Below are 13,685 nucleotides of genomic sequence, written 5' to 3' on the forward strand. Positions count from 1 at the left end.
GCTCACACAGTTTAGACAGGGGTACATCCGTGGGCATCAGGTTTGGGGGCAGGCCGCCATCGCTGGCAAGCCAGCTCCCACAGGATCGAGTACAGCCGCATGAATAGCGGTCGGCTGACAGGCCGTCATCGCGAGCAGGCTCGCTCCTACAGGGGAACGCGTGGGCCTCCAGAGTCAGGTCGGCTCGAAGGCCGCCTCGCTTTGGCTTTTGATCTGCTGTTGATCTTGATCTTCTTGCCCCATGGGAAGGCCGAGCGCAGGTTCTGCGCAGTGGGCAACCCGGCATGGATGCCGGGTTAGCCGCCCCCGGCCATGGATGGCCGATGGCGGCGGGCCCACGGAGCAGGACCGGAGCGAGGGTATGCCGAGCCCAGGCGAGGCACCGGACGAAAGGGGCAAGAGCCCTTGGTTACTTGGGGCTTTTCCAAGTGACTCGCTGTAAGAGCGAAACCAATAGAAGCCGTGACCGCAGGAATGGATATGTACACCATCAAAAATTTCACCGCCGATCAGACCGCCATCGCGAGCAGGCTCACTCCTACAAGGGGATCGGGTACAGATCCAAGAGCGTGGGAGCCCCGAGAACCAACTCGTCACGACAAAACAGGCAACGGCCTGGACATGAAATCACTGATCCGCGACCGCAACCAGCGCTCCGCCGGATCGTTATCATGCACCCCACTCCACGCCATCGACAGCTGCGCCGCCTCAATCGGAAAAGGCGGATCCTCAGCACGCAACGCACACCCCTCAACCAACGCACACGCCGCATAATCCGGCACCGTAGCGATCATCTCGGTGCCCGCCAGCAACGCCCGCAACCCACTGAACTGCGGCACCCCCAACACCACCCGCCGGCAACGCCCGATCTTCGCCAGATCCAGATCGATGTTGCCACTCAGATCGCCCGAAAACGACACCATCGCATGCGGTCGCTCACAGTATTCATCCAGCGTCAGCGGGCCCGGCCGTTTATCACCGCGCAAAATCTTGCAGGGAATGTCGCGCAACGTCTTGCGCTTGGCATTGGCCGGCAGGTCCGTGGTGTAGCTCACCCCTACGGAAATCTCCCCCGATGCCAACAACGCCGGCATCAACAAAAAGTTCGCCCGCCGCACCACCACAATGATCCCCGGGGCTTCCTCGCGCAGGTGCGTTAACAACGGCGGAAACAGACCGAACTCGGCGTCGTCCGACAGCCCGATGCGAAACACATCGCTACTGGTCGTCGGATCGAACTCCTTGGCCCGGCTGACGGCGCCCGAGATGGTGTCCATCGCCGGCTGCAGCTCCTTGAGAATCGCCAGCGCCCTTGCCGTCGGCTCCATGCCACGGCCGTTGCGCAGCAGCAATGGATCGTCGAACAGGTCCCGTAACCGACCCAGCGCCGCACTCACCGCCGGTTGCCCCATGAAGAGTTTTTCGGCGACACGGGTGAGGTTCTTTTCGAACATCAAGGCCTCGAAAATGACCAGCAGGTTCATGTCGACGCGGCGTAGATCATTACGGTTCATGGGCACGGTTCCTTATGTATTCAGCCAGGCGCGAGGGTGATAATTGTGTCTGAGTTTGCTTGAAAGCGCCCGGCATAAAAGTGAAATTAACAACGATTAACTCGCCAGCCAGAGCCTTGCGAACAAGAATGAGTTTCACCGACTCGGACCTCTGCCATGGCTCACTTTCAGCAAAACACCGCCCGCGCGGCAGTCACTGAAACGCGAAAAAAAAACACCGGCGGTTTGACTCCGTGGCGCGAACAACTGGCCAAGCAACTGATTCTCGAGCGCCTGGGTGAAACCGTGGAAGTGACCGAACTGGCGCGCGCCTGCGCCCTCTCACGCAGTCATTTTTCACGCGCCTTCAAGTGCAGCACCGGGCTCTCGCCCCAGGACTGGATTCGTCACCAGCGCATCGCCCGTGCCAAGCAACTGATCCAGAGCACCGACCTGTCCCTGACGCAAATCAGCCTGGAATGCGGTTTCTGCGACCAGGCTCATTTCTGCCACATCTTCACCCGCAGTGAAGGCATCAATCCGTTTGCATGGCGCTGCCGGACTGTGCGCAGCCAGCCCGTGTCCTCCGTCTACACGTCTCAACTTCACGCTCGATAGTCCCGACGAAGCCTGAACGTCCAAACCTCGCGCCCAATTCCCTGACAACGCCAATCCTGTAGTCCGGCTCAGCCTGATGCCGCCGGCGCGGATGCAGGCCTGCGTCGTTGTGCGTCAATCATTCAGGAATGCCAGCAGATCAATTCAATGGGCGGGCCATGCGCTCGGCGAGGCGCGCCACACGCTCGCCCAGATGCGCGGCGGTGCAGCGATCTTCAGGCGGTGGCGCCTGCTCGGGCGGTTGCTCGACGTTGGACTGGGCCATGGCGCCCAGCGAACTGCCGAGGCGATTCATTTGCCCGTCGAACACCCCGGTGCCGGAGCGGGCGGGCAACAGGTCGAGGCCGACCCAGATCATCGAATGCTGCGCAGCGAAGACCGCCATCTGCAGCAAGGTGTTGAGTTTGTCGCCGCACAGGCTGCCGGAATTGGTGAAGCCGGCGGCAAGTTTGTCGCGCCAGGGTTGGGCCAGGTAGAACGCGGCCGTGGCGTCCATGAAGGCCTTGAAGGGCGCCGAGGCGCTGCCCATGTAAGTCGGGGCGCCGAAGATGATCGCATCGGCGCTGTGCAGACGGTCCCAGTGATCGTCCACCTCCTCCACCGGAACCAACTGGCAGGTACTGCCCAAATGCCGCTCCACGCCCAGCGCCACGGCTTCGGCCATGACCCGGGTGTGCCCGTAGCCGCTGTGATAGACCACCACCACATTGCTCATTCCGAGATTGCTCCAGACGCGTTGAATTCCTTTTCAGGCTGTGGGGTTGCTGGACGGTATCGGGCTGCCAAAGCCGTCACCGCAAAACCTGCAGGAGCCAAAATGATGCACATCCGTAAACCGCAAAACCGCAGCCTCGCACTTCACTCAGATCAGAGTTTTGGCCCTGGCACTCGCCGCGACGAGTTAAACGTTGTTAATTTTCAATCGCGCGCCAAACATCTGGACGCGCCGCTGACCACCGCTACGCTGAGTCAATACGGCGCCTGCGACAATTACGTGAAGGCGCCGGTCACGACGAACACCCGGGAGTCATCCAGCCCGCTCGTTGCACTGGCGACCAAACCTGAGGAATATGCTCGGAAACCGCGTACTAGACGGATGCAAGCAGGAGTGTCCCGTTGACCCTTTCCCCCACGCAGGCCATCCATTTCGGCCCTTACCGGATCTACCCTGGACGACGTCTGGTGCTTGAGGCCGACCAGCCTCTGCGCCTGGGCCGGCGTGCCATGGATATTCTGTTGATTCTGCTGGAGCACGCAGGACAGGTGGTCAGCAAACAGGACCTGATCGCCGGGGTGTGGCCCAAAAGCGTCGTCGAAGACATCAACCTGCGGGTGCACATGGCGGCCCTGCGCAAAGCCCTTGGTGACGGTCAGGCCGGCCAGCGCTACATCATCACCGTTGCCCAGCGCGGGTACAGTTTTGTCGCGCCATTTTCCCTGGAGCAGGTCGAACCCCATCCCGTCGGTGAAGCGGTCGAACCCAGCCGCCATAACCTGCCCGTCCGCAACACCCGCCTGATCGGCCGCCAGACACTGGTCGACAGCCTGATGACGCAACTCGCGCGCCAGCGTTTCATTACCCTGGTCGGCCCCGGTGGTATCGGCAAGACGACCGTGGCCCTGCGCGTTGCCGAACAACTGATCGGGCGTTACCGCGACGGGATACGTCTGCTGGACCTGGCACCGATCAACGATCCGCTGATGATCACCGCGCACCTGGCCACGCTGCTCGATTTGTCCCTGCACGATGCCGAGCCTATGAGCGGCCTCGTGACGTTCCTGCGCGAGCGGCAAATGCTGCTGGTGATCGACAATTGCGAACACCTGATCGACGCTGTCGCACTGCTCTGCGAAGACATTCTGCGCGGCGCGCCTCAGGTGCACATCCTGGCCACCAGCCGGGAAGGTTTGCGGGCCGAGGGCGAGTTCGTGCAACGCCTGGAATCCCTGGATTGCCCGCCGCCGATTGCGGTGCTTGATCGAGACCAGGCGCTGACGTTTTCGGCGCTGCAATTGTTTGTCGAACGGGCCATGGCCAGCCACGACAGCTTCGAACTGACAGACGCCGACCTGCCGCTGTTGATCGACATCTGCCATCGCCTGGACGGCATTCCGTTCGCGATCGAACTGGCGGCGGCGCAAGTGGGTCGCTTCGGCCTGAGCGGTTTGCTGACCCAACTGCAGAGCAGTTTTCGCCTGCTGACTCAAGGCTCCCACCTGAGTCTGGCGCGCCATCAAACCTTGCGGGCGACCCTGGATTGGGGTTTCGAACTGCTCAGCCCCTGCGAGCAAACCTGCCTGCGTCGCCTCGGTGTGTTCAGGGGCGGTTTTACCCTGGACTCCGCGGCGGCCGTGATCGTCGGCGGACAGATCGAACCGTGCGAAGTGTTCGGCTCGATCACGCAACTGGTGGCCAAGTCCCTGCTGAATGTGGAGGTCGGTGACGAAGAGGTGTTCTATCGCCTGCTCGACACCACCCGGGGCTATGCGCTGGAAAAACTCGACCAGGCCCATGACTTGCCGGATACCCGCAAACGCCATGCCGAACGCTGTCTGGCGCTGATGAGCCAGGCCGCGCGAGACTGGGAGTTGATCCCGACAAACCTGTGGATCGAGCGCTACGCCCGGAGCCTGGCGGACATCCGCGCCGCCCTCGACTGGGGCCTTAACGCCGAGGGGCCCCAGGCGCTGGCCATCCAATTGACGGCGACCTCCACGCCGCTCTGGCAGGAACTGTCGCTGCTCAAGGAACACGGCACTTATGTGCGTAAGGCCCTGGCCCTGCTCGACGCTACGTCAGCGTCCTCCCCGCTGTTGCAGATGACCCTCAAGCTCGCGCTCGGCAGTTCCTGCTACCACAGCCAGGGCGGTACGACCGAAACCATCGAAGCGTTCGTCAGCGCTCGATCCCTGGCCAGACAGTGCAACGATGTGGCCGGCGAATTGCGGGCGGTGTCCGGGTACATGGCGGTCAACCTCAGCTGCGGCCACTATCAGATGGCGCTGGAGCAAAGTCAGCAATTCGACCGGTTGGGACTGCACGGCGAAGAAGTGTTGTCCCTGAGCACGCACCGCTTGCGCGTGCTGGCCCTGCACTTCGCCGGTAATCAGCGACTGGCGCGGGTGAACGCTGAACAGGTGATCCAGCGCATGGCCCAGAGCGGCCACCTCAACCGATTCACCCACGGCTTTGGCGTGCAATACGACCAGAGCGTGGCCTCGCTGACGATTCTGGCGCGCATCCTCTGGCTGCAAGGCCAGCCGGAGCAAGCCTGGCGCACGGCCCGGCAGGCACTGGACATCGCGCTCCAGATCAATCACGGCACGTCCATCTGCTACACCCTGGCGCTGGCGGGCTGTCTGATCGCGCAGTACAACGGCGACACCGGCACTGCCCGCGAACTGTTGCGCTTACTGCTGGAGCAAGCCCAGAAGCATTCGGTCCAGCTGTTCTACAACTGGGCGCAACACTATGCGCAGGTGATCGGTGGTACCGGGGTCAAGGTCGTCCCATTGCCCGGTGCCGGGCTGATCAACGAAATCATGGTGACGCTGGACACCGGGTGTGTGGATGAGGCGTTGGTGCTGAGGGCGAACACGGGGGCGGCCGGTTGGAGTACGGCGGAGATTTTAAGGGCCAGGGCGTTGGCGTTGATGGCGCAGGATCAACCGACCGAAGCCGCCGCCTGCAGCAGGGTTGAGACGGCCGAGACTATCTTGATTAGGGCGTTGAACGTGGCGCGCAGTCAGGGTGCGCTGGCGTGGGAACTGCGAAGCGCGACGGCCTTGGCACAGCTGTGGCAACGCCAGGGAAAGCGGCTGCAAGCGCATGAATTGCTGTCGCCGATTTATGAGCGTTTCAGCGAAGGGTTTGCCACGCCGGACCTGGTCAACGTCCGGCAGTTACTCGACGAGCTCCAGGGGCACTTGCACGCCTGACACCCAGCGCGCCCTGCTCACGTAACGGGCGTAACGCGCCTCGAACAGACGCAGTTCGCCGCTGTGTTCGAGCTTCTCCAGGGCATAAGTGCGCGTGGTGTTGAGGAAGCGATAGCGCCCGGTGCCGTTGGTCCGCTCCAGAGACAGCAGCGATTGGGCGACAAGCCGTTCCATCAGCGCCTTCAAGCGGACGGGGTTCAGCACCTCGCAACTGATCACGCCGATGGCCGCATCGAGGGTGAACGACAGGTTGAACACGGCCAGGCGTTGCAACACGGTTTGCTCCGTCTGACTCAACCGTTCATAACTCCAGTCCAGCGCAGCTTTGAGGGTTTGATGCCGTGGCACGGCGGTGCGCCGCCCTTGGGTCAGCAGCTGGAAACAATTATCCAGCTGAGCCTGCAACCCGACCAACGCCAGCGCATCGATTTGCGCCGCCGCCAGCTCGATGGCCAGCGGCAGCCCATCGAGACGCCGACAGATTTCACGGACCGCCTTGAGGTCCTGTTCACGCAGGACAAAGCCTTGCTGACGGGCCCGGGCCCGACTGACGAACAGCTGCACCGCCGAATAGCCCATGACCTCGGCAACGCTGTGCATCGCCGAGGCCGGTGGGACGGCCAGGGGTGGCAGGCGCTGGACGGTCTCCCCCGCCGCCAGCAAAGGTTCGCGGCTGGTGACCAGAATCGACAGTCGAGGCGCCGCCTGCAGCAAATCATCGACCAGCGTCCGGCAACGCTCCAGCAAGTGCTCGCAATTGTCGAACACCAGCAAGGCATGACGCCGGGCCAGGACATCCAGGGTTGTTCCGACTGGTAATTCAAGGCTTTGCGTCAACTGATCGACCACACGCGCCGGGTCATCGATCACCGAGAAATCCACCCGCCAGACCCCATCTCGATAGTGCTGCAACAGCAGTTCGGCGACCCGCAAGGCCACGGTGGTCTTGCCGATACCTCCCGGGCCGACCAGGGTCATGAGACGCCGAACCGGCAACTGCCTGACCAGACTGCCAACAATCGAATCCCGCCCCGTCACCGATGTAAGGCGCGCGGGCAAATTGTGCTGGGGGTTTTGCGCCGTCTCGAGCGAGACCAGCGCCTCCACACTCTCGGCCTGCACAGGGGCAACGAAGCTATAGCCGCGCTGAGGTACGTTGACGATGTAGCGGTGGCCGTTCTGTCCGTCGCCCAACGCCCGACGCAACGCCGCGATGTGCACGCGCAGGCTGATTTCTTCGACCACGGAAGTCGGCCATACCCGGGCGATCAGCTCGTCTTTGCTGACCACGGTGCCGGCATGTTCGACCAGCACCTGCAAGATATCCAGCGCCCGACCGCCCATGCGCAAAGGCCGATCACCTTCCAGGATCAGCCGTTGTTGCAGGTGAAAGGCGTAGGGGCCGAATCGCAGCACCGTATCGCTGTTCAATTCTCTGAGACTGTTCATGCACTTCACGTGCTGAAATCTGGTCCGGCGCGCCCATTGCACGCCTATCTAGATTCCCGCACCTCCATTGCAATTGGTTCTCATCTATCTTGGCAGGCATCGGTGACAGCACAACTGCGCAGATGGGAGCGTCACGGCCATCTCGGTGCGCACAACGGACAATTGCCCCTAGCTGAACTGCTCGCGGTACTGGGTCGGGGTCAAACCGAGCTTTTCACTGAACAGGAAACGCATGTGCCGAACGCTGCCGAAGCCGCTTTTGAAAGCGATGGTCTTGAGCGGCAACTCACTGGTTTCCAACAGGTTTCTGGCATTATCGATGCGTGCGCTCTGAAGGAATTCCATGGGCGTCATGTTTACGTCCCGGGCAAAGACCCTGGCGAAATGCCGTGGGCTCATGGCTGCCAGACTGGCCATGCAATCGATGCTGAAGGGCTTATCGAGGTGCTCAAGCACATGGTTCTGGACGCGTGTGATGGCAGTTTCGTGGGGAGCCACCGCCGCCATCAAGGGGCTGAACTGCGCCTGGCCTCCTTGGCGTTTCATCACCACCAACAGCACTTTCGCCACGTCCTGGGCGACTTTCTTGCCGTGATCTTCGGCCACCACAGCCAGTGCCAGATCGATGCCGGCGGTAACGCCTCCGGACGTGATGAGGTTGCGGTCTTGCACGTAGATCTGATCGGTCTCGACGGTTGCCTTGGGGAAGCCCTTGATCAGCCGTTCGGTGTAATGCCAGTGAGTGGTCACGCGATACCCGTCGAGCAAGCCGGCGTGCCCGAGCACGAAGGCACCGGTGCAGATCGATCCGTATCGACCGGCTCGACGGCTCGCGCCTCGAAGCCAGTCGAGCAACGGTGGGTGTTTTTCGTTGTAAGCGCCCGGACCACCGGGGACCAGCAGCAGGTCATAGCGGTCGCTCGCTTGATCGATGTGCACATCCGCCGTGATGTTGACGCCGTTGGAAGCCCGCAGTGCGCCATGCTCGGTGCCGATGGTCGACAGTTCATAACGTTGATCTTGCGCCAGGTATCGGTTGGCGATGGAAAACACCTCCATCGGGCCGGCCATGTCGAGCAGGAGAAAGTCGGGGAACAGCACCATTGCCACTGTTTTCATGGGATGGATTTCTTTGAGGTCGATAAAAAGGAACGGGTAATACGCCGCCCCCTGTAGGAGCTTGAACGAGCGCTTGTCATTATGGCCAAGTGCGGCGCAGACGTTGGATAAGAATAGGTGATGCACCGCACATTACTGTCAACCTCAAAGGGACAGTGTTTCAATTTTCATCTACTTATTGCATCCGCCAGTAACCATTAACCTTCTCCTCACTCGGACGAATCAACGTCCACACAGGAGAATTCATCATGCTGACCCTTCGCAAAGCTTCCGATCGCGGCTTGGCCAATCACGGCTGGTTGAAGTCCTTCCACACCTTTTCCTTTGCCAGCTACCGCAACCCCAAAGAGCAGGGTTTTTCCGACCTGCTGGTGATCAACGATGACCGTGTGGCGGCCGGTAAAGGCTTTGGCCAGCACCCCCATCGCGACATGGAAATTTTCTCCTATGTGCTCGAAGGTGCGCTGGAACACAAGGACACCCTGGGCACCGGTTCGGTGATTCGCCCTGGCGATGTGCAGTTGATGAGTGCCGGCAACGGCGTCGCCCACAGTGAATACAACCACTCGGCGACACGCCCGGTGCACTTCCTGCAAATCTGGATCGTGCCGGACGTCAGCGGCGCCAAACCGCGTTATCAGCAGGAGCATTTCAGCACGCAGAAAAAACGCGGACGCTTGCAGCTGATCATTTCGCCGGATGGGAGCAACGGCTCGCTGAAGGTGCGTCAGGATGCACGGGTGTACGCCGCGCTGATCGACGGCAAGGAGAGCACCACCCTCGAGTTGGCCGCCAACCGATACGCCTATGTGCATGTAGCCAGTGGCAGTGTCGAGCTCAACGGCATGCCGTTGCAGGAAGGCGATGGCGTGCGGGTTCGCAATGAGCAGGTGTTGACGTTGAGCAATGGCGTGGATGCCGAAGTACTGGTGTTTGATTTGCGGCCGCAGGAATTGCCTGAAATGCCGTAAGCCCCCTGCGTTTCCCTGTAGCAGCTGCCGAGGTACGAGGCTGCGTTGCGTGTCCGCAGGACCGCCCTTTGGGGGCCGCTGCGCAGCCCGACGCAGCCTCGTACCTCGGCAGCTGCTACAGGGATTTGGGGATTTGTTTTTTACTCACCACTCCCGGAAAAACCCGCAACCACTTCTTCGATGACCGCACGCACCCGTGCGGTATGTCGCAGATCCGCATGGGTGACCAGCCACACGTCGTAGGGCACCGGTCGTGTGCGCTCCGGCCACACCCGCACCAGCCCGTCCCTTTCTCCCATGTACACCGGAATTTCCCCCAGCCCGATTCCCGCGGCAATGGAACGGCGCACCAACAGGCCGGAACTCAGGCTTGAGACGATGCGCCCGCGGGTCACCGGTTCAGACACCAGCGTCATGTCCTTGTTGCCCTGCAAATACGGCTGGTACACCACCAGGTCATGCCCCTCGAACGCCGAACCCGGTTGCGGCAGGCCATGTGTATCGACATAGGCTTGCGACGCAAATAGCCCCACCGGCCACCGGGCAATTCGCCGGGCAATCAGGTCCGGGTTCTCCGGCCGGGTGTTACGCACGGCAATGTCGGCCTCGCGCTTGGCCAGGCTGAGAATCTGCGTGGAAGCGTCCAGTTGCACCCGCACGTCGGGGTGCAGGGCGTGCAACCGGGCAATCGCCGGGATCAGGAAATCGATGGCCAGAGAGTCGGTGGTGCTGACCCGGACTGTGCCCGTCAGCCGGTCATCCAGTCCTTGAATCTGACGTTGCAGCTGCAGTGCTGAATGCTCCATTTTTTCCACGGCCTGCAACGCCGCTTCGCCAACTGCCGTCAGCACGTATCCCTCTGAGGTGCGCAAAAACAACGTTGCGCTCAAGGACTTTTCCAGCGACGTAATGCGACGGCCGACGGTGGCCTGATCGACCCCCAATACCCGGGCCGCGCCCCTGAGCGTCAACTCTCGGCACACCGCGAGGAACACCCGCGCGTCATCCCAATTCATAACCACTCCCCCGTTGATGCATCGATGCATCACGATAACGCAGAATCGCTGCGTTATTGCATCAAAGATCCGGGATAGGCTGAAGGCCGGAAGAACCTCTCAGGACATTTGCCATGCACAATTCATCGAGTCACCCGCCGAGCGCGATCTGGCTGCCGATCTTCGCCGGTCTCTGCGCCAGCCTGGTCAGCATCGGCCTGGCGCGGTTTGCCTATACGCCGTTGATTCCTTCGTTGATTGAGGCGCACTGGTTTTCGGCCAGTGACGTGGTTTACCTCGGTGCCGCCAACCTCGTGGGCTACTTGATCGGCGCGCTGATCGGCCGACCGCTGGCCCATCGCACGTCCAACAAAAGCGCGCTGCGGCTGATGATGCTTATCGTCACCCTGTCGTTTTTCGCCTGTGGTTTCCCGTTGTCAGTGAGCTGGTTCTTCGGCTGGCGCCTGCTGTCGGGCGTTGCCGGTGGCGCGATCATGGTGCTGGTGGCCGCAACTGTGTTGCCTCACGTACCGGCAGCCCGTCGAGGACTGGCCAGCGGGGCGATTTTTCTGGGCATCGGCTTGGGCATTGCGGGTTCCGGGACCCTTGTGCCGCCGCTGCTGAGCCTGGGTTTGCAGCAAACCTGGTTCGGCCTTGGCGCGTTGGCCCTGGTGCTGACGGCAGCAAGCTGGTTTGGCTGGCCGTCGGATACTCACGCAGCAAGCGTATTGCCCTCGATCAACGAGACGAGGCACCCGACGGATAGGGGCGTGTACCTGTTGTTTGCCCAGTACGCCTTCATGGCCGCCGGGCTGGTGCCGGCGATGGTGTTCCTGGTCGACTACGTGGCTCGCGGGCTGGGTGCCGGACCGCATGTCGGTGCGCTGATCTGGGTCATGTACGGCCTCGGCGCGATCATCGGCCCGGTGAGCTATGGTTTTCTCGCGGATCAATTGGGGGCGAAGGTGAGTATTCGCCTGGTGCTGGTGGTACAGGCGATTGCCGTGGGGCTGCTGTCGATCTCCAGCTCGTTCACGACCCTCGCGGTACTGGCGGTGATTCTCGGTTCATTCCCGCCAGGCATTGTTCCACTGGCGCTGGCCCGGGTGCATGAGTTGATCCCGAGCCATCATCAACAGCAGGTTGCCTGGAGTCGCGCAACGGTGTCATTCGCAACGTTCCAGGCGATTGCAGGGTTTGCGTACTCGGCGTTGTTCAATGTGAGCGGCGGCCATCACGCGGTGTTGTTCGAGATTGCGGCGGGGGCCATTGTGGTGGCGTTGTTGCTGGAGGTTTTGACGATCAAAAGATCGCAGCCTCGTTTCGCTCGACATTTCCTGCAGGATGACGCCAATTCCTGCCGTCCCTTGTAAGCCTGCTGTAGGCGCTGTCGAGCGAAACGAGGCTGCGATCTTTTGACCTCCCTCCCAAATACACGGTCCCATCTATTGGAACCCTTCAAATCAGGACAGCAAAAATGACCTTGCCCCAGACCATGACCTTGATCGAAATCACCGAACCAGGCGGCCCGGAGGTCCTGAAACCCCGGCAGGAAACCGTGCCGACCGCCGGTGCCGGTGAAGTGCTGATTCGCGTACACGCGGCCGGCGTCAACCGTCCTGACGTGATTCAGCGTGCGGGCAAATACCCGATGAAGCCCGGCATGAGCCCGATCCCGGGCCTGGAAGTGGCCGGCGAAGTGGTAGCCATCGGCGCGGGCGTCAGTGAGTTCATCGTCGGCGATAAGGTCTGTGCGCTGACCAATGGCGGCGGTTATGCGCAATTCTGCGTCGCACCGGCCAGCCAGACACTGCCGATTCCTCAGGGCATGGATTGGGTCCACGCGGCGGCGGTGCCGGAAACGTTCTTCACGGTGTGGGCCAACCTGTTCGACATCGGCGGTGCCAGCAAAGGCCAGCGCGCTTTGGTCCATGGCGGCACCAGCGGTATTGGCACGACTGCATTGATGCTGTGTCGCGAATTCGGCGTCAAGGCGTTCGCCACGGCGGGCAGTGAAGAAAAGTGTGCGGCAATCCGCACGTTGGGGGCCGAGGCGATCAACTACCGCGACCAGGATTTCGTCCAGGTCGTGCAGGACAAAACCGCTGGCAAGGGCGTCAACGTGATCCTCGACATCATGGGCGGCTCGTACCTGAATCAGAACATCGCGGCACTGGGCATGGAGGGTCGACTGGTGATGCTGGGTTTTCTGGGGGGTGCCCATGCCAAGGACGTCGATCTCATGGCCATTTTGGGCAAGCGCGCGACCATCACCGGCTCCCTGATGCGCTCGCGTACCCGCGAAGAAAAAGCCTCGATTGCCGAACAGCTGCGCGAATACGTCTGGCCTGTTCTGGCTGCTGGACGCTGCCTGCCCATAACCGACAAGGTCTACCCGCTGGCCGACGCCGCACAGGCCCATGCGCGAATGGAAGCCGGTGATCACATCGGCAAGATCGTGTTGCAGGTGCAGTAATCGCGCGCCCTGTAGCAGCTGCCGAGGCACGAGGCTGCGTCGGGCTGCGCAGCAGCCCCCGGGGGCGGTCCTGCGGACACGCAACGCAGCCTCGTACCTCGGCAGCTGCTACAGGGGAATTAACAGGATTCAGAATCGGGTGACACCTTCAATCGCCGTCATGAGCCCACATTTTGCAGACGACGTGATCGCGCTCTTTGTAGCAGCTGCCGAGGCACGAGGCTGCGTCGGGCTGCGCAGCGGCCCCCCGAGGGCGGTCCTGCGGACACGCAACGCAGCCTCGTACCTCGGCAGCTGCTACAGGGGAATTAACAGAATTCAGAATCGGGAGATACCTTCAATCGCCGTCATGAGCCCACTTTTTACAAACGACGTGATCGCGCTCTTTGTAGCAGCTGCCGAGGCACGAGGCTGCGTCGGGCTGCGCTGCGGCCCCCGGGGGCGGTCCTGCGGACACGCAACGCAGCCTCGTACCTCGGCAGCTGCTACAGGGGAATTAACAGGATTCAGAATCGGGAGATACCTTCAATCGCCGTCATGAGCCCACTTTTTACAAACGACGTGATCGCGCTCTTTGTAGCAGCTGCCGAGGCACGAGGCTGCGTCGGGCTGCGCAGCGGCCCCC

11 protein-coding genes are annotated in these 13,685 nt (G+C 61.7%); 6 read left to right on the plus strand and 5 right to left on the minus strand.

The window, feature by feature from the left end; all coding sequences use genetic code 11:
- Nucleotides 1-593: 593 nt before the first annotated feature.
- Nucleotides 594-1,514 carry a LysR substrate-binding domain-containing protein gene (locus H7698_RS27840; protein ID WP_162441048.1) on the minus strand — a complete coding sequence of 307 codons (921 nt, stop codon included), beginning with the start codon at nucleotides 1,512-1,514 and terminating at the stop codon, nucleotides 594-596.
- Nucleotides 1,515-1,670: 156 nt separating this feature from the next.
- On the opposite strand from H7698_RS27840, the gene H7698_RS27845 reads away from it, so the two are divergent.
- A complete protein-coding gene (locus H7698_RS27845; RefSeq protein WP_194693525.1) occupies nucleotides 1,671-2,111 on the plus strand; it encodes a helix-turn-helix domain-containing protein in 441 nt (146 codons plus the stop codon).
- A gap of 139 nt (nucleotides 2,112-2,250) precedes the next feature.
- On the opposite strand, the gene H7698_RS27850 is transcribed toward H7698_RS27845, so the two are convergent.
- Nucleotides 2,251-2,826, minus strand: a complete 576-nt coding sequence (locus H7698_RS27850; protein ID WP_194693526.1) for a flavodoxin family protein — start codon at nucleotides 2,824-2,826, stop codon at nucleotides 2,251-2,253.
- Between the two features lie 102 nt (nucleotides 2,827-2,928).
- Between H7698_RS27850 and H7698_RS27855 the strand changes: the two genes are divergently transcribed.
- Nucleotides 2,929-3,231: a hypothetical protein gene (locus tag H7698_RS27855; protein ID WP_194693527.1), complete on the plus strand. Its 303-nt coding sequence runs from the start codon at nucleotides 2,929-2,931 to the stop codon at nucleotides 3,229-3,231.
- Nucleotides 3,228-6,050, plus strand: a complete 2,823-nt coding sequence (locus tag H7698_RS27860) for an ATP-binding protein (RefSeq protein ID WP_194693528.1) — start codon at nucleotides 3,228-3,230, stop codon at nucleotides 6,048-6,050. The genes H7698_RS27855 and H7698_RS27860 overlap by 4 nt, the downstream gene beginning before the upstream one ends.
- Here H7698_RS27860 and H7698_RS27865 read toward each other — a convergent pair.
- Nucleotides 6,015-7,499, minus strand: a complete 1,485-nt coding sequence (locus H7698_RS27865; RefSeq protein ID WP_194693529.1) for an ATP-binding protein — start codon at nucleotides 7,497-7,499, stop codon at nucleotides 6,015-6,017. The two genes, H7698_RS27860 and H7698_RS27865, sit on opposite strands and share 36 nt — an antisense overlap.
- Nucleotides 7,500-7,667: 168 nt before the next feature.
- Entirely contained in the window at nucleotides 7,668-8,618 is a 951-nt protein-coding gene (locus H7698_RS27870) for a GlxA family transcriptional regulator (protein ID WP_194693530.1), read from the minus strand.
- Nucleotides 8,619-8,866: 248 nt separating this feature from the next.
- On the opposite strand from H7698_RS27870, the gene H7698_RS27875 reads away from it, so the two are divergent.
- A complete protein-coding gene (locus tag H7698_RS27875) occupies nucleotides 8,867-9,589 on the plus strand; it encodes a pirin family protein (protein WP_194693531.1) in 723 nt (240 codons plus the stop codon).
- 140 nt (nucleotides 9,590-9,729) lie between these two features.
- On the opposite strand, the gene H7698_RS27880 is transcribed toward H7698_RS27875, so the two are convergent.
- Nucleotides 9,730-10,605, minus strand: a complete 876-nt coding sequence (locus tag H7698_RS27880; protein WP_162440704.1) for a LysR family transcriptional regulator — start codon at nucleotides 10,603-10,605, stop codon at nucleotides 9,730-9,732.
- Between the two features lie 113 nt (nucleotides 10,606-10,718).
- Here H7698_RS27880 and H7698_RS27885 point away from each other — a divergent pair, with 113 nt between their 5' ends.
- The gene (locus H7698_RS27885; protein WP_194693532.1) at nucleotides 10,719-11,957 is read left to right on the plus strand and encodes a YbfB/YjiJ family MFS transporter; all 1,239 of its coding nucleotides are present in this window, start codon (nucleotides 10,719-10,721) and stop codon (nucleotides 11,955-11,957) included.
- A gap of 104 nt (nucleotides 11,958-12,061) precedes the next feature.
- Nucleotides 12,062-13,060 carry an NAD(P)H-quinone oxidoreductase gene (locus tag H7698_RS27890; RefSeq protein WP_194693533.1) on the plus strand — a complete coding sequence of 333 codons (999 nt, stop codon included), beginning with the start codon at nucleotides 12,062-12,064 and terminating at the stop codon, nucleotides 13,058-13,060.
- Nucleotides 13,061-13,685 lie beyond the last annotated feature (625 nt).

The sequence above is a fragment of the Pseudomonas sp. p50(2008) genome (assembly GCF_015351605.1).
Classification (GTDB): Bacteria; Pseudomonadota; Gammaproteobacteria; order Pseudomonadales; family Pseudomonadaceae; genus Aquipseudomonas.